Here is a 16,930-nt window from a genome sequence, read left to right as displayed (position 1 = left end):
CGCAAGTGGCGCCGCATTAAGGAGAATATACGTGAACGACAAACATTTCAGTGAAGCTCAACCCCGCTGCTATATCGTGCTCGACGTCGAAAGCGCCGTAGCCGACGAGGCAGGACACCGGCGCTATCAGGCCATGGAACGATGGAGCGGCAACGACGACGAGAGCCGCCGTGGCTACAAGCGCGACGACGACCCTCTTAAGACCCCTCGCTGGCCTTTTCAGACGATTTTTGCGGTGTCCGTCATGGTGTTGTTTGAGCACTGTCAGGGCAACATCCACGTATCGCGCTTTGAGACTTTTGCGGCGCCCGATCTCGATGAGCGCGGGCTAATGGTTGCCTTATATCAAGTCCTTGGTGAGCTTCCGGAAGGTGCGGAAATTGTTTCTTGGGGCGGTGGCTGGCATGATTTTCCGCTGATCAAGATTGCGACCCTCCGCCATGGGCTGTCACTTCCGCCACGCTTTCGATGGATGGCGTGGAGCGGCGAAGGCAAAGCCAATCACATCGACTTATGCCGAGTGTTGACAGGTGGCTCCAAAATGAAACCGGTCCACATGAGCGAATATGCGGCCTCGCTTAACATCCCAGCAAAGATCACTGCGCCGCCGTTCGCGGTGGCAGGCCTGATCAAGGGTGGCGACTTCGAAAGTTGCCAGGAATGTGTTGAAGTTGATGTGATTACCACAGTGCTGATCCTAGCTCGCTGGCGCAAGCTGCTCGATCCGGGCGCCCGTAGCGAGGTGGTCGAAGACCGTATCCTCCGTCAGATTGAAGAACTGAAGGGCACTCGGCGGTATATCCCGGCATTGCGCGCGCACCGCGCCATGCTTCAACGGCAGATGATGTTGGCAGCAGCCAACGACGTCGATGCAATCAATAACGAGGGTTCGATTGCGGCCTAACCGCCAGGTTTTGCATGGAGGAATTGTGCAATCGCTGGTTGCCTCCACGACAGCAAAGCTCGAGCTAACGACACGTGGGGCCGGTTACGACCGGCCCCTTCAGCGGCTCGCTAGTGGTATTCAGCAGGTTTTACATCGTGGGAGTGACCACTCGTCGCAAGCCAGCGCGAGCGCCGTTCCGATCAACTCATTAAGGGGATGATGGCGCATGCAGCCATTGGCCGCTCAAGACTGTTCCACGGCCAAGGACGGGATCCTTCTGGCTGCATCGCCAGCACCGAGTAAAAGAGGGCAGTCGGTTGGCTGAGCCTAATTTTGCCGTCGACCCCATTGTTTGGTCCATTTCAAAAGAGCCACCATTTAATTTTCGGGTTCGCGCATGTTGCTAGGTTGTTCTCGTAGTGCCATTGACCTCGGGGGAGGCAGGCAGTGTCCTCGGGGCTTACGGACGGGGGGAGTAGGCGTGCCGAAAAACTTAGTGATCTTTTCGGATGGGACCGGCCAAGCGGGCGGTGTGCGGCCGGACCAGCGCCTAAGCAATATCTATAAGCTGTTCCGAGCCAGCCGAACTGGTCCAGACAGCTCTATCGACCCTGCGGCCCAAGTCGCCTTTTATGAAGCGGGCCTTGGAACTGACGACGACATTAAGGGAGCGCCGACGCGGTTCATTCGCTGGTTACGAAAGCTCATGGCCTCTGCGACTGGACGCGGCATCACGGACAACATCATCGAGTGCTATGCCAACATTCTGGATAACTACGATGAAGGCGACCATATTTTCATCTTCGGCTTTAGCCGGGGTGCCTACACGGCGCGCTGTGTTGCAAACTTACTTGAGCTGTGCGGTGTTCCGACAGTCGGTCGTGCCGGCCAGCCATTTCCTCGTCGCAAACCGGAGGCAGGTTCGATCGCCGAAGAGGCCGTAAAGACGGTTTACGAACACGGTGCAGGGCGGTCAGCGGCCAAGTTTGACGAAGAGCGCAAGGAGCTGGCCCGTCGCTTTCGTTCTAAATACGCTTCAGGCAACCTCGACGAGTCCAACGTCCATCCGCATTTTGTCGGGGTATTTGACACGGTGGCCTCGTTGGGCGCTCGAGGCATGGTGCGAGTAGCATTGAGCCTCGCTTTGGTTGGCGGGCTTCTCGTGCCCAGCATGGCCATCGCCGCAGTATCTAAAGCTGCCTTTGCGACATCTTTCTGGATGGCAACTGCAACGCTTATGATCGGCGCGCTGCTGATTTTCACCTACTCCAGCGTGCGTTCCACGCTCCACGTGATGCGCGACTTCCCAAAAAAGGGTGACCTCCGTTGGCACATCGCAAAGTGGCAGATGAAGAATTACGACCAACGGCGCCCGCAAGGGATCAGGTTCGCCCGGCATGCCCTCGCGATCGACGAGACTCGTGCTGACTTCCCGCGCGTGAAATGGGGGTGGAAGGGCGTCATCGATGAACGGAAGGAAGGCGAGCCGGAGCGTTTTATTCAATTGTGGTTTGCAGGTAATCACTCTGACATTGGCGGTAGCTACGCGGAGGAGCAATCTCGTCTTTCGGACATCGCCCTTAATTGGATGGTCGGCGAGGCCATGTCTATACCGGACCCGCTGATCGTGGATCGCACTAAGCTAAATACTTTTCCGTCACCTGCTGGCATCCAGCATTGCGAAGTCGACGCTATGCGCGATGCAGTCGCGCGTTGGTTGCCCGGATGGCTCAAGCGGCGTTGGTCGCCGAGCTGGAAAGAGGCGCTTCGAACCGAGGCAGCGGGGGCCCCATTGCACCCCAGTGTTCAACAAAGGTTCGATCTCGCCGGGGTTTGGAAATGTGGCCATTTCGCCCGTTACCAACCCGAGAACCTCCGCGCTGATCCGCGCTTTGATCAATATTATGGGTAGTCAGCGTCATTGACGCTAGCAGACTATTATTGAAGCCTTCTTCCATCCCAGGCAGCCGAGCGGCAGCTACGGTTTCGCTGGCCTCATAGCCGCTTGGTCAGGTTGTAAACTGCCCATCTTCCGGCGCCGCCACCTCGATCGCGCCTCGTGCCACACTCACTGTCACAGGCGTGCGCGCGGCAATTTCCCCGTCTATGGAGATGTCGAGCTCCGGTCGGGTTATCAGGCGCATTCGCCGCCCTCGAAATTCGCACGTGGTTCCATGCCGCGATCGGAGGCGGAGCACGGTTGCGAACCAGCTCCATGCCAATCCCCACACGCTTGTTCCTGTCACCGCCTGAATGACGATCTCGCCGCTGTCGATCTCGTGATTCTCTAGGATTTCTACTCCGCCGTGATGTGTTCCGTTCGCGATCCGCGCTTCCGTCGCCCACACTTTGTCACGGTGGCCGTCCTCATGTTCGATGACCATGCGAAAAGGGCGAAACTCGAATGCGCAGCGTATTGCCCAGAGGAGGTAACCGACCATGCCAAGGTAGCGCTTCAGATTATGCGGCACGGTTTTTGCGATCATTGGCGACAGGCCAATTGCTGCGGCATTCACAAAGAAGTCTCCGTCGATACAGCCGAGGTCGATACGCTTTCGTGTTCCTGACGCAATAACTGCAATGGCACCGTCAATGTCCTTCGGAATGCCTAGCGTCCCAGCAAAGCTATTCGCGGTGCCCAGCGGCACAAACGCGAACACCGTATCCTTTCCCATAAAAAGATCGACGTTGGTCGACAGCGACCCGTCCCCTCCACCAAGGATGACCATTGGCGCCTTGGCGATGGCATCCTGAACCGTTCGCTCCATTTGCTCGGGCTGGTCGATCGCGTGCGCCTCGAGCAGCTCAACGCCGGCGTCGATGAGTTTGGTTCGAACTTCCTCGAACGCGTCAGCACCGCGACGGCTCATTGCGTTGACAACTAGGATCGCTTGCTTGGGAAGCGGCCTCACTTTGAGTTTCGTTGCCAACATTTAGACCCCGGGCTCATTACGTCTTTGGTCGGATTGTGGCGAAAAGGGCCAGGACAGCAGACATGCTAAAGCGATGAGCGGAACTAGTATTAAACCAGCGAATCCAAAAAGGTATATCCAAATTTGATACTTTTTGTTTTTGGACGTGGTCAAGTCGTCAAGCAAAGCGAGACTTGTGCGGTGATTTCGTCCCCGGAACTCATATTCTTGTGCCATGACAGCCATCCCCCACCCTAAGGTGTTTGAAAAACTCAATTACTAATCAGTCGAGATTATCGACAGCAATAAAAAGTCAGCTAAGCCGAATAAGTTTAACATAAGCTCGTAGGATTTGTTTTGAGCATTATTAACTTTGACCACGCGATAGCGCTGGAAGACAGGTGTTATACAGCGCGACAGAATAAACCTTCGTGAACAGCGTTCTCATTGTTTGGTCCCACGAGAACTTTGTCTCAACGTGGTTGCGCCCAAGATGACCCATTGCGCGGGAGCCATGTGCCCACACTTCAAGAATATTCGCTGCCATCTCGCGCGCGTCGTCCACTGCGCCAAGCCGCCCCGTAGCAGGTGAAATTCTGTCGATCATAGCGCCGGCTTTCACACCAACGATTGGCAGGCCTGACGCTTGGGCTTCGATTACCGAGATTCCAAATGTTTCATCGGCCATTGCCGATACATAGATGTCTGAACTGGCAAGCCAGCGCGCGACCTCGCGCCGATCACGCAGAAACCCAGGTGCAATTACACCATGGGCAAGGAGGCTTTGTCTTAACGGCCCCTCGCCGAGCATCACGAGTTTTGCTCCCACTTCGGGGGGAAGTAGCCGGAATGCTTCGAGCACGATTTGGGCCCGTTTTTCGTGATCAAGCCGGCCTGCATAAATGAGGACGGGCTGCTTCTCACTCACGCCGATTGATGCTCGCAGATCATGGTCGCGGCGATCGGGCGTGAAAACCGACAGATCGATGCCCAATGGAACGACTGGGACGTTAGCCAGGCCCGCAGCCTCAAGCTTATCCGCGCCTCCGTGCTTCGACAGCGCAAACACCGCATCGAACTTTCCATAAAGCGTTCGGCAGTAATGCATTGCTATGCCCCGGCCCCATTCCCCGATGCCGGCCGAGAGGAAGCGAGTGAGCGGACGTTCTACGTAGACGGTGGGAAGGTCGGTCATATATGCAGCGACCAGGGCGCAATCGAGATACTTCTCACGGTGCGCGATTGCCGCCCAAGGCAAGTTATAGGCATCTTGGCACTCGATGAGCGTTGGCCGATACAGTTCAAGAATTCGACGGACCGCCCGGTTTCGCAGCAGCAATCGATAATGCGGGCTTCCAGGAACTCGCGGCGACTTGACGAAAACGGTTATACAACGGTCTTCGGTGATGGTTTCGTCCTTGGGTCCGGGGATGATCAGCAGATGTCGGTGCTGAGTATTTTCCAAGATGTGTTGGCGCTTGCGCATGAGATAAGTGCGCACGCCGCCGCCGACCTCGGACCAACTCTGCGTAAGATCGCAAATCATTTTTGAGCTGTCATGCACGGGTGCCTGCACATCAAAGTGGCTGGTTTGAGGGACCGTCGCAGCGCCAGTTAGTGTCATGTCGACGACCCGAACTTTGCGGCTTCTTGAGGCCTAATCGAGGCCTGGGTCGTCCTTCGCTCGCGCCAACGCAAGGCGATTTCGGTCAGGACGGGAAGGACAAACAGGGTTAGGATAGTCGCCGTCATCAGGCCACCGATGACCACGACGGCAAGTGGCTTCTGCACCTCCGCCCCGGTTCCGTGAGCAATAGCCATGGGCACGAAGCCAAGCGATGGCACGACTGCTGTCATGACGACCGAACGAAAGCGTTCTATGGCGCCGTTCGACACGGCTTCGCCAATTTCATTACCCATCGCAAGCCGCGACTGGATGCTGGTCATCATGACAAGCCCGTTTAGGATCGCAACGCCGGACAGGGCGATGAAACCTACAGCAGCCGATATTGAAAATAGCTGGCTGGTCAGCAGCAGAGCAAAAACGCCACCCGCAAGCGCCAGTGGGACCGTGGCAAAGATGACGGCCGACAGGAGTATATCTCCGAGCGCCATGAATAGCAGCAAGAGGATGACCGCAGCGCAAATTGGCACGACGATGGCAATCCGGGCTTGAGCTGCTTTTAAGTTTTCCGACTGGCCGCCCCACTCGAGAAACACGCCCGGCGGAAGTCGCAGCTGCTCATTGACCTTTGCTTTGGCAGTCGACGTGTAGGAGCCCGCGTCCGTGCCCCGAACGTTCGACTGGACGACGACACGCCGCTTCCCATTTTCGCGACTGATCTGATTGAGTCCATCCACGTTGGCAAAGTGCACTAGGGTGCGCAGCGGGACGGATTGGCGAATGCCTTGTCCTCGATCTGGCAACGTGATTGGCAAAGCCCCAATTGCATCGAGGTTATTGCGGAGAGGATCGCTCAACCGAACGACAATAGAAAAGCGGCGATCGCCCTCAAATACTTGTCCGGCTTCCTTTCCGCCAAGCGCCGTTGACACCGCCGACGTAACTTCGTCGATCGTTAGGCCTGCCGCCGAGATTGCAGCGCGATCAAACTGCAAATCGAGAGTTGGGAAGCCACCAGTTTGCTCCACGCGAACGTCTGCCGCCCCTGGGATAGAGCGAAGGATGGTAGCGATCTGATCGCCGATCCGGGTCATCTGCTCTAGGTCTTCGCCGTAGACCTTGATGGCAACGTCGCCGCGGACACCGGCAATGAGTTCATTGAAGCGTTGCTGTATAGGTTGGCTAAAGCTGTAACTACTGCCAACGAGCTTGGAGAGCTTGCGGTCGATCTTTTCAATGAGTTCAGCTTTTGACATCGATGGATCAGGCCATTTGTCATGCGGTTTTAGCATGACGAGGGCGTCTGAGGAACTTGGGGGCATGGGGTCCGAGGCGACCTCGGCGGTTCCGTTCTTCGAGACTACGCGCTCGACCTCTGGAAAAGTGAGCAGCTCACGTTCCAGCTGAAGTTCAAGCTGCACTGAGGTATTCAGGGAGGTTGAAGGAATCCTGACGATTTCAAGCGAGAAGTCTTTCTCGTCGAGTTGAGGCATGAATTCACGCCCGACACCGCCGAAAATGAGAAAGGCGGCTACGAAAACACCAACAGCTGTGCCGATAGCGACGAGTGGTTTGTTTCTCGCCCACGCCAAGCCCCGGATATAATGCGCTTTCGTAAAAGCGATGACCCGGACTTCCTTCTCCTCGACCTTGCCGGTAATCAGCAGAGCAAGCATCGCGGGGACGAAGGTCAAGGATAGGACAAACGCTCCGGCGAGTGCCAACATTACGGTGATCGCCATTGGCGAAAAGGTTTTGCCCTCCACGCCCTGGAAAGTCAGCAGCGGAATGAACACGATGAAGATGATCGCCTGGCCAAAAAGTGTAGGTCTGACCATCTCTTTGACGGCATCCGTAACCTCTTGAAGCCGTTCAGCTAGCGAAAGCAGGCGGCCCGTTTCATGTTGGCGTTCGGACATTCGTCGAAGAAAATTCTCGACAATGATGACGGCCCCATCGACAATCAAGCCGAAGTCGAGCGCCCCTAGGCTCATCAGATTTCCCGACACTCCCAGCCTCGTCATGCCGATGGCCATCAGCAGAAATGACAAAGGAATCACGAGCGCTGTTATCAGCGCCGCTCGGATATTACCGAGCAGAAGGAACAACGCGACGATTACGAGCAACGCGCCTTCAATGAGGTTCTTTTGCACTGTGGCAATGGTCGCGTCGACGAGCTTAGCCCGATTGTAAACAACCTCTAGCGCGATGCCCGCGGGTAGTGATTTACTGACGTCTTCCAGCTTCGCAGCCACAGCGGCCGAAACCGTCCGGCTGTTTTCTCCAACAAGCATCAGCGCTGTTCCAATGACGGCCTCGTCACCGTTTTCGCTTCCGGCGCCCGTCCGTAACTCGCCGCCGATTTTAACGCTTGCTACGTCCGCAACGGTGACCGGAACGCCCGCTTTGGTGGCGATCACCGATCGAGTAATCTCTTCGATCGTCCTGATACGAGCATCTGCCCGGATCAAAGATGCTTCGCCGCCGCGTTCAATAAAATTCGCGCCAACCGAGATGTTCGCCTTTTCAAGACTGGCGGCGAGATCTTCGAATGAAATGCCATATGCCGCGAGCCGGGCGGGATCTGGCTGCACCAAAAACTGCTTTTCGTATCCGCCAATCGAGTCAACGCCGGCGATACCGGGGACTGACTTGATTTGCGGTGCGACGATCCAGCTTTGCACCGTGCGCAGGTAAGCCGCTTGGGCAACCGGGTCGGCGAGGATCTCGCCTTCGGGCGTTCGATAGCTTCCATCGGCTTGCCAGCCGGAAACACCCGTGACCTTGCGTGGCTGCTTGTAGCGGATCGACCAGGTTAAAACCTCGCCTAGTCCGGTCGACACGGGACCCATGGCGGGTTGGACGCCGCTCGGAAGCTGATCACGCGCTTGTGCCAGGCGCTCCGCCACCTGCTGCCGAGCGAAATAAATATCGACACTGTCGGCAAAGACGGCCGTAATCTGGCTGAACCCGTTGCGAGAAATAGACCTGGTGCTCACTAGCCCCGGAATGCCTGCAAGCGCGGTTTCGACCGGAAATGTGACTCGCTTTTCCATATCCAGCGGGCCGAGCGCCGGATCGAGGCTATTGATGATGACTTGCTTGTTCGTAATGTCAGGAACGGCGTCGATCGGCAGAGCGCTAAGCTGGTATATGCCGAATGCCGCCGCGATGCTTACGAACAGCAGCACCAGGTATCGATGAGCGACCGAAAGGTCGACGAGCCGGGCGATCACCGTCGATTACTCATCGCTCGGCGTCTTCTGAAACTCCGCCTTCACTAGGAAAGCATTTTTACCGGCGATCGTTTCGCCGTCTCGCAGGCCCGACAAAATGGATACGCGACCACCACTCCGAATACCGATCGTTACAGGGCGAGCAACGAAGGCGCCTCTGGTGCGGACGAAGACAACGTTATGCCCAGCAACGGATTGGACCGCTTCTTCGGGCAACATCAACGACGACGGGCCGGTGGCGGCTGTTTTCAGCGCAACTTGGACGAACTGACCGGCTCTCAACAGGCTTGATCCACCGTGCGGGTCAATGACTACTGTCGCCGCTCGACTCTCAAGCGTTGCGGACGGTGTAACGGCCCGGACCCGTCCGGTGATTTCTGTTCCCCCGAAGAGCAAGCGAGCGCTATCTCCAGGCTTTACTCGGTAGGAATCACTGACTGGAAGGGCCGCCTCAACTCGAACGCCCACGCTGGTCGCGATCCGAAATAATTCCGTTTGGGCCGTCACGTATGTGCCAAGCACTGCAGGCGCTGCGGTGACGCTTCCGGAAATCGGAGAACGAACAGTAATAAATCTCCCGTTGGCATTGGCGGCAGCCTTGGCAGAGCTTGCCCGGCCTGCTTCCGCGCGTGCGGTCTCATATTCGGCAATCGCGGACTCATAGTCAGCTTTGGCAGTGACTTTTTCGAAATAAAGCTTTCGCTCACGCTCGAATCTCGCTTGCGCAAGCCGCAGTTTCGAACCGGCGACGATTTGGTCCGCAGAAATCGTTGCGGCCTCGCGGCTCTCTATCAGAGCAACGCCTTGCCCACGGGCAACTGGCTCCCCGAGCCCTTTTTCGATCTTGACGATGCGACCGTCCGCGCCAGCGCTCAAAACGGCGAGGCCGTTTGGTGAGGAGACGATCGTGCCCTGAACGAGTATCTCGGAGCCCTCGCTCTCGAGATGTGGAGTTACTAACCCAATCTGGGAAAGACGAATCTGGTTATCGCTGAGCGCAACCCGGTCCTTGGCTCTCTCCGGCGCCGAACTCGCGACTGCCTTAGCTGGCACAGACTGCGGAGGGGAATTCGGCGGGTCGTGAGACCAGACCACGGCGCCCAATGTCGCGACCGCAGCGATACCCAAAATCCACTGCCAGCGTGCGTTTCCGTTGCTCATCGTGCTGTCACCTTTGCAAGGGTCGCGGCGGCCTGTGCTCGCGCCAGCTTGGCATCAAGGAGCGACGACTCCACTTGATTGAGGGCGGATTGGGCATCCAGCAGCTCAAGGAGTGAAAACTTACCGGCTCGATACCCAATCTCCGCCAGTCGCACTGCTTCTCGGGCTTCACGCAAGCCGGAGAGTTCGAGGGCTACGACCCGTGCGTTCGCAGCGGTGAGGCCAATTCGAGCGTCTCGCACTAAGCGAGTGTCCTCCCGTTGGGCCTGCGTCAGTCGTGCCTCGGCCAATTCGGCCTCAATGCGTGCTGCCTGCACCGCATTCCGGTTATTATTAGCCAACGGGATCGGCACCGAGATTCCGGCAACTAAAGCTAGATCCCTACTGCTCTCGATGCGCCTAATGCCGAAATCGCCGGTGACGTCTGGGATCGCGCCGGCCTGCTCCAGGCGCAATCGAGCGCGCGCTGCATCGCGCTCGGCCAGTGCCAGCTGAATCGGGAAGGAGGGTGTTACGGTCAAACGGCTTGGGGTCATTGCTTGCGAGTTGAGCATTTCTTGGGGAGCAAGCTCGTATGGACCCTCAGCTTCAACTTGGGTTTCACCTTGCCCGAGGACAGAGGCGAGCGCGCTGCCGGCTTGCAAGAGCGTAGCCTCCGCTGCTCGGCGCGCAGCCTCGACTTCGGCCGCAGCGGCCTGGGCGCGCAAGGCTCGTAGCGGTGGTTCGCGTCCTGCCTCGACCAACAAGCGGACAATGCGTGCCAGGTCGCGAGCTCTTGCCTCTGAAGACATCGCGAGAGCCAATCGGTCACGCGCCACCGACAGTTCAGCGAAACGAGACGTCGCGCTTGAGGTTGCCTCGGTCTTCGCCTGAAGCAGCCTTATTTGGGCACCGCGAAGCTCGGCCTCGGCAACGTCACGGCGGGCCGTGCGCTTTCCGCCCAGCTCGAAGCGTTGACTTATTGACAGGGTGGTCTCGGATTGGCGAATGCCGCGATATTCCCCAGTGCCACCAAACCCTTCGACGGCAAGTCCCACCTCGGGGTTCAACCGAAGGCCAGCCAGGCGCGCTCTAGCTTGCGCGGCTGAGACCGCGCCGCGCGCCTGGACGACTGCCGGTCCTACGTCAGTAGCACGATGCACCGCCTCGGAAATAGTAATGGGGCTTGCGGACACAGGAGAGCTAACAAATGCACTGATGCACATTGTCGCCAACGCCCTGCGCACGGCGGAGATTCGGGAAGCCATGGTATACCCTGAGCAAACGGAACAGGCGGCCGCCGCTCATTGCGACGGCGCGAACTGTTAGCTCAGTGGTGGACGATCACCCGGACCGAGGTCCCTGTTCGTCAAGACTCTCGTCAACTTTGGATAGTCCGTCGTTGAAGGCCTGCTTGACTGCACCGAAGCTGGGCGCGGGAGGGCGGCAAGGTTGTATCCTGACAGCGTGAATTGCCCGGTCGATATGCCAACGAGTCCGCTTGGCTCACCCTGACGCGCTGCTATCGTTCTGTTATCAAGGGACTCAATACGCTGGGCTTGGCGGCCGCCATCGTCGCTCGCCTCGACATAGCATATATTCTGAGCAAGCGCTGGGGAAACAGCGCACAAGAACACCGATAGCGCCATCACCACGCGCAGCCAGAACTTTTTCAATGTCAGTCCGCGGCTGAGCAAAAGTAGACCCTTAAGCAATGCCAAGTCGATACAAGGGCGCGGTAGACAGTCCTTTCCTGTCGTGTCAAGCACGATCGCACGAACCTGCATAATCTCAAGGCCCCTACCTGTCTTATCGGACTATGGGATAAGCTGTTGGTTCTCCCGGACAAACTTGCTTGACGACTCACGACGCCCTCGGCGAAAGGGCCAACCGTCGCGTCCTAGGGCGCGGGACGCTTCCTACTTCATCCCCCTCGGAACGGTCCAATGTATCTTAGTCTAGTTAGATTTTTCTTGGCCGCGGCGCTCGTTTTGTCGAGCCCTGCTGGGGCCAAGCCGCTAGTTGACCCGCTAAGTTTTTTCGAAGGGCGCACGGAGAGTTCTGGCTCGATAAAGGTTTTACTGCAAGATCCATATCGTTCGCACAGTGTCGGACAAGGTCGCATCGGAGCGGATGGCAGCCTTTCACTTGTTCAGCAGGTTTATGAGCAGGGAAAGCCGCCAGCGGTTCGCAAGTGGCAAATTCGAAAAACGGCTAATGGGCATTATGTCGGCACAATGTCGGACGCTAGCGGTCCGGTTGTTATTGATCAGATCGGCGATCGGTTCAGGTTTCGCTTCAAATTGAAAAATAATCTGTCTGTGGAACAATGGGTTGGTCCATTGTCGGATGATGCGATCGCCCGCAATCTCATGACGGTTCGCAAATTTGGCTTTACCGTTGCAACCGGTGACGGGATAATCCGGAAAATCGCTCCCGGGTGAATGCCCAACTTGTTTACGCGATGGAGGCACGGTCGATGCATCGTTTTTTGACCTATCTCTTCATTGCGATGTTGGCGGCGAGTCCCGCCATATTCATGCGGCTGCATGGCACAAGCGCGGGACCTCTGGTCCAAGCAGGGGTTTTTGGAGGCGCCATTCTCGCGGCGGGTTTTATGTTATCGTGGGGGGCGGAGGCAGCTGAAAGCCGGGTGTCCCAAGGCCTGATGCTTGCTGGACTCGCGCTGGTCACCGTCCTGCCGGAATATGCGATCGATATCTATTACGCGTTCCGTGCTGGCCAGGCGCCGGACAGCAATTACGTCCATTATGCTGCTGCGAACATGACCGGAGCTAACCGCCTATTGGTAGGCGCCGCTTGGCCGATGGTGGTTTTTCTCCATTGGCGCCGGACACGAGAGCGGGCGATCGAGTTGAAGCCTTCGAACCTCGTCGAACTGTTCTTTCTGCTCCTTGCCAGCCTCTACGCATTCGTGATTTTGATCAAAGATCGGATCGACCTCGTCGATTTCGCGATTTTGCTAGCAATTTTTGGGGCGTATATTTGGTGTGTTTCCCGGTCTTTGCGCGGCGGCGAAACTCACGTGGACGAAGATGAGGATGACGACGATGACGCCGAGCCGGGGCCGGCGGCAGTCCTCGAAACGCTTACGCCGCGTGCCCAATGGGCTTGGACCGCAGGCCTGACGCTAGTTGCCGGAGCGATCATCCTCCTGTCAGCGGAGCCGTTCGCTAACGCAATGATCGGCTCCGGTCGGGCACTCGGCGTTGACGAATTTCTGTTGATCCAGTGGATAGCGCCTTTGACGGGTGAATCGCCTGAGATTTTGTTGGCCGTATTGTTTGTTTATGCGGCGCGCCCCGGGTCTGCGCTCATTGCGCTTGTCAGTGACAAGATCAACCAATGGACGCTGCTGGTTGGCGCCTTGCCCGTTGCTATGAGTATCGGCGCGGGGAGTCTCATCGCCCTCCCGCTGAGCGAGCGGCAACATGAGGAGTTCTTTCTCACCGCGGCGCAATCACTATTTGGCATTTCATTGCTGCTTGGCCTTCGTCTTCGGTTAGTCGGAGCCTTCGCGCTAGCGGTGCTTTTCGGCGGACAGCTCGTTTTGGCCTTTTCGCTCCAGCACAATCCCGCGGCGGAAATTGCCGCTTTGACTGGTCTAGGATGGGTTTACCTCGTGCTCGCCGCGATCGTCGTGGCGGCGCAGTGGCGCGCCATCGCCGCCATGTTTAAAGCACCTTCGCGGGTAGCGGATTAACGCCGATCGGCCGAGCTTCAGTCTACCTGAATGACGCCCTTCATTTCGAAGGCGGAATGCATCATGTGAGAGCACCTCAACCGATACGAGCCTTTGGCAGGGGCCAAGCTGATATCCACCGTGCTGCGTCTAGCAACCTCGACCGTCCCGTTGCGCACCATGCTGACGGCTGATGACAACAGCCGTGCGGTCTTAAAAAATTCGGGTGCACTAAAACTGTGAGCACTGCCGGCCGAGTTTTGGAGTCGGAGCGTAATCGGCACTCCGGCCCTAAGACGGATATTCGGCGGGCTAAATCTAAAGTTTGAAAGGTCCACCGCCACAACCGTCGGCAAGCTCGTTTGCGATCGCGCAGGGGGCGGGAGGAAGGCTGCTATGAAGAGTAAAGCAATGCTTAGTCGGGCCATAAATCACCTCCGACTCCGGGTAGTAGCATGGTGGCAAAACTCGTCCAACCTAGGCTCAAATTCATACGACAAACGTCCGACAAAGGCGGCGGGTTGAACGGGTGGTCGCAATGCTTCACTCTTGGGTTTGCAATGGAGTGGCAGCGATGAATCAGCCTGCCGGCACTCAATCGCCAGACAGGATCTCGCGCTGGATACCCTTATGATCTCGGAACACGAGCGTCTTGCTGACACCGTTTTCGAATTCGAGGACTTCCGAACCCTTGGGTATGTCGGTCACGCCGTATTCGGCGTCATTCCCGAGCGGCGGGGCGTCCTTGTATTCCTCATGAGAGACCGTCCGCACTCGCATCTTGTTGCAGGTGTCCCAGGCCTTATAGATCAGGTTCCCCCCGTCCGCCCACTTCCCCTCGATGATACAGATCGCTTTGGGGCGGCCCTCCAGTGATCGGCGTCCGACTTTAAACACTTTTAATGCTGGCGGTTGGGCGGCCTCCAGTGCTGAGGTTGCAAACAGGCAAATCGCCAGCACGCCGAGCAGCAAGACGCTCTTCGGAACCGGAAAACCTAAACGGGACGTCGTCATAAGGTGCCTCCTGAGGGTCATACAGTCGTCTCCGATCCTCGCGCGCAGAAGTTGTCGCGCGATCAGTTTCGGTCGACCCAGTCGATTTTGTCGATGAGCCATGTTCCATCCATCAGGCGGAACGAAGTGGTCACGTTGCGCGCCTCGCCGGAGCTTGGCGATACGAAGTAAGTGCGGATCGAAAGCGAGTTGGACGTTGGCCGCTGAAGGCCGGCAACTCTGGCCACCTGCATGCAGTTGCGACGGTCATGGGTCATCAGAGAGCCGAGACCCATTGCCGTGTAGTGCAGGTCGTCATCGACGCTCGAGTAGGTCTCCGGCGTGATCCGGTCGCGGTTGAGGCTATGAAGAGCCTTGGCGCTGGTGGCACACCCCATGGTCATCAATAGGCGTTCGACGACCGGGCGCGCGGCTGCCAACGACCGTGCCGCAGCCGTTTTGGGTGCAACGGCCCTATCAAGCGCCGTCTTCATGCTTGCAACGTCGGCAGCCTTCGCCGGCACGCTTACGCTAGCAAAGTTAGTTTGCCCCGGTGCCATTGGTGTCAGGCCACCTACGACGCCCTTGATGGTGCGCAGAAATCCGTTGAGAGGGTCGGCGCTGGCCTGCGTCGCCGACAACCCGATGAAAACGGCTGTGATCAATTTTTTCATAATGCGATCCCTTGATTTAAGTTGGATAATGCTGGGGCAGCACAGCGATGATGCTTCGACGGTCGGCGACACATGCCTACCTCCACGATGACGGGATGGTAGGGTCACGTGCGCGGGACTTCGTCCTTGGCCCGTCGTCATGCTTCCAGCCTGCGGATGGACGCGCAAAGTTCCTCGACCACGCGCCGATCAGAACCTCCGGGCACGGTCACCGTGCTGACGGGCCCGTTCTTCTCCATCTGATACCGGATCTCGAGAACGTATTCGTCGACCGTGCTGGTCACCGAGGTCGAGCGGCCACCCATGGTGTAAGCCATGCCGAATGAGCCGCCCAAGCCCGCTATGCTAGTTCGGCCGCCGTGGTGCGTCTGCGTGATCTGCTGCGACTGCCGCTCGACCCGGACATCAGCGATCTGATGGGGTGCCAGCCGAAGCGGTTCGTATTGGTGGGCATGATCAAGCATGACGACCTCGCCTGATCGGGTAATCGCCATCGAGCCCGGAGCACCGATGGTCCAGCTGAAGGGACCGACGGCGACGTCCCCGCCCGCCTGCACCTGCGCGCGAAGCCTGGTGGCCGCCCGATTGTAGCGGATCCGCCGACTTGGCTCGAGGATCAATGCCCTCAAGCCCCGGCCGACCAGTTTGGCGATGAAGAAGGTGAAGACGGCACCGATGATCATGCCAAGAACATCGCGGTGAGGGTTCACCAAGGTCAGGAGCGCAAACACGCCCCACACAGCAAGCATGGTGGCCATAGGCAGGCTGCGTTCCAACCGCTCTTGGCTCGCCACGCAGCGGATTACGTCGTCGTTAGCGTGGGTGGCCAACGCCTGCCACATGTCGTGGTCCGTGGTCGCGACTTGAGTGTTCACGCAGTTACTCCCCGCATCGCCAGCTGATGGACAGCCGGCGGCATCTCCCCGTTGCGAGGCGATGCCGGCCTTGGAACCGGATGTTGGAAACCTGCAGTTAGACAGGCGCGAGCGCCTTTAGCCGGATAGCCTGGACATACGCGCCCGCCACCCGGTCGACCAAGGGTCGATACCAGCTCTAACTGTCGAGGTTTCCACGCCTCGGCCCACAATCCTGTGGGCACCGGCAAGTTAGGTCCATCACCAGCGAAAGAAAAGAAGTTTCGTGCCGCGCCCTCGCGTGCCGCAATCGCCTGCGTGACACGCCGCGAACAGAGGAAGGCTCAACGGGAAGGAGATGCGTGACTGATCCCACTGATGGGAAAAGTTACAAGGAGTAAGAGAATGACCAATGCAATTATGCAAATGGCGGCGATGTCCGCAGCCCTGCGCATGCTTCTGGCTGGCGATCCGCTGACGAAACCTGATGACTTGCTCATCTGCGCGAGCAACGAGTTAACCGAGCAACTCATCAAGGATATGGTGGCGAACGCAGCCAATGGGCGCACGACCTTCCTCACCTTGTTTTATATCGAGGACGACACGGCCCGACTGGATAAGGTCATGGTTGTGGACGGATCGACCGAGAAAAACCAGATCAACGTAGGCGGAGGTAAGCTGGTCGAGAAGGCTAACGGCAGCTTCGCAATCCTGTCGCTTAATCGCGATAAGCCTTATGAATACGCGTTCGGCCGTAATGGTCATCGCTTAGAGCGCCGGTCGGTTGCGGATGTCACCGACCGGGCGATGATGGAGTTGCGCGGCTTGCAGGCGCTCCTCGCGATGGCAGAAACAGCTGCCTGTGTAGCAGAAGCGCAGAGTGCGTCGGTCAGCCATTGCTAATCAAG

14 protein-coding genes are annotated in these 16,930 nt (G+C 57.8%); 5 read left to right on the top strand and 9 right to left on the bottom strand.

All coding sequences use genetic code 11. The features are described from left to right. Positions 1–31: 31 nt before the first annotated feature. Together U1700_RS01215 and U1700_RS01210 are read left to right on the top strand one after the other, a co-directional pair. The gene (locus U1700_RS01215) at positions 32–904 is read left to right on the top strand and encodes a hypothetical protein (protein WP_332749441.1); all 873 of its coding nucleotides are present in this window, start codon (positions 32–34) and stop codon (positions 902–904) included. A gap of 463 nt (positions 905–1,367) precedes the next feature. Continuing rightward, on the top strand, positions 1,368–2,798 hold the full coding sequence (locus U1700_RS01210) for a DUF2235 domain-containing protein (RefSeq protein WP_332749439.1): 1,431 nt from the start codon (positions 1,368–1,370) through the stop codon (positions 2,796–2,798). 97 nt (positions 2,799–2,895) lie between these two features. Here the strand turns inward: U1700_RS01210 and U1700_RS01205 are convergent, their stop codons facing one another. The 5 genes from U1700_RS01205 to U1700_RS01185 form a co-directional block, all read right to left on the bottom strand. Continuing rightward, positions 2,896–3,819: a diacylglycerol kinase family protein gene (locus U1700_RS01205; RefSeq protein WP_332749437.1), complete on the bottom strand. Its 924-nt coding sequence runs from the start codon at positions 3,817–3,819 to the stop codon at positions 2,896–2,898. A 346-nt stretch (positions 3,820–4,165) separates the two neighbouring features. Next, positions 4,166–5,422 carry a glycosyltransferase gene (locus U1700_RS01200; RefSeq protein ID WP_332749435.1) on the bottom strand — a complete coding sequence of 419 codons (1,257 nt, stop codon included), beginning with the start codon at positions 5,420–5,422 and terminating at the stop codon, positions 4,166–4,168. Then, positions 5,419–8,658, bottom strand: a complete 3,240-nt coding sequence (locus U1700_RS01195; RefSeq protein ID WP_332749434.1) for an efflux RND transporter permease subunit — start codon at positions 8,656–8,658, stop codon at positions 5,419–5,421. Before U1700_RS01195 ends, U1700_RS01200 begins: the two co-directional genes overlap by 4 nt. Before the next feature lie 6 nt (positions 8,659–8,664). Continuing rightward, positions 8,665–9,819 carry an efflux RND transporter periplasmic adaptor subunit gene (locus tag U1700_RS01190; protein WP_332749433.1) on the bottom strand — a complete coding sequence of 385 codons (1,155 nt, stop codon included), beginning with the start codon at positions 9,817–9,819 and terminating at the stop codon, positions 8,665–8,667. Beyond that, positions 9,816–11,024, bottom strand: a complete 1,209-nt coding sequence (locus U1700_RS01185; RefSeq protein ID WP_332749432.1) for a TolC family protein — start codon at positions 11,022–11,024, stop codon at positions 9,816–9,818. The genes U1700_RS01190 and U1700_RS01185 overlap by 4 nt, the downstream gene beginning before the upstream one ends. Before the next feature lie 747 nt (positions 11,025–11,771). On the opposite strand from U1700_RS01185, the gene U1700_RS01180 reads away from it, so the two are divergent. Together U1700_RS01180 and U1700_RS01175 are read left to right on the top strand one after the other, a co-directional pair. Continuing rightward, entirely contained in the window at positions 11,772–12,242 is a 471-nt protein-coding gene (locus tag U1700_RS01180) for a DUF3833 family protein (protein ID WP_332749430.1), read from the top strand. 35 nt (positions 12,243–12,277) lie between these two features. Further along, entirely contained in the window at positions 12,278–13,522 is a 1,245-nt protein-coding gene (locus tag U1700_RS01175) for a sodium:proton exchanger (protein WP_332749428.1), read from the top strand. Positions 13,523–13,539: 17 nt separating this feature from the next. Here U1700_RS01175 and U1700_RS15545 read toward each other — a convergent pair whose 3' ends face one another. From U1700_RS15545 to U1700_RS01160, 4 genes are all read right to left on the bottom strand, one after another. Next, positions 13,540–13,929, bottom strand: a complete 390-nt coding sequence (locus tag U1700_RS15545; RefSeq protein WP_443025864.1) for a cupredoxin domain-containing protein — start codon at positions 13,927–13,929, stop codon at positions 13,540–13,542. 166 nt (positions 13,930–14,095) lie between these two features. Beyond that, positions 14,096–14,515, bottom strand: coding sequence for a hypothetical protein (locus tag U1700_RS01170; protein ID WP_332749426.1), 420 nt, complete (start codon positions 14,513–14,515; stop codon positions 14,096–14,098). 62 nt (positions 14,516–14,577) lie between these two features. Further along, positions 14,578–15,168 carry a hypothetical protein gene (locus U1700_RS01165; RefSeq protein ID WP_332749425.1) on the bottom strand — a complete coding sequence of 197 codons (591 nt, stop codon included), beginning with the start codon at positions 15,166–15,168 and terminating at the stop codon, positions 14,578–14,580. A gap of 137 nt (positions 15,169–15,305) precedes the next feature. After that, positions 15,306–16,043, bottom strand: coding sequence for a hypothetical protein (locus U1700_RS01160; protein ID WP_332749424.1), 738 nt, complete (start codon positions 16,041–16,043; stop codon positions 15,306–15,308). 384 nt (positions 16,044–16,427) lie between these two features. On the opposite strand from U1700_RS01160, the gene U1700_RS01155 reads away from it, so the two are divergent. Continuing rightward, positions 16,428–16,925 carry a hypothetical protein gene (locus U1700_RS01155; protein WP_332749423.1) on the top strand — a complete coding sequence of 166 codons (498 nt, stop codon included), beginning with the start codon at positions 16,428–16,430 and terminating at the stop codon, positions 16,923–16,925. Positions 16,926–16,930 lie beyond the last annotated feature (5 nt).

The sequence above is a fragment of the Sphingomonas sp. RB1R13 genome (genome assembly GCF_036663775.1).
Taxonomy (GTDB): Bacteria; Pseudomonadota; Alphaproteobacteria; order Sphingomonadales; family Sphingomonadaceae; genus Sphingomicrobium.
Note: the sequence above shows the minus strand (reverse complement) of the source record. Positions and strands in the feature narration are given on the sequence as shown.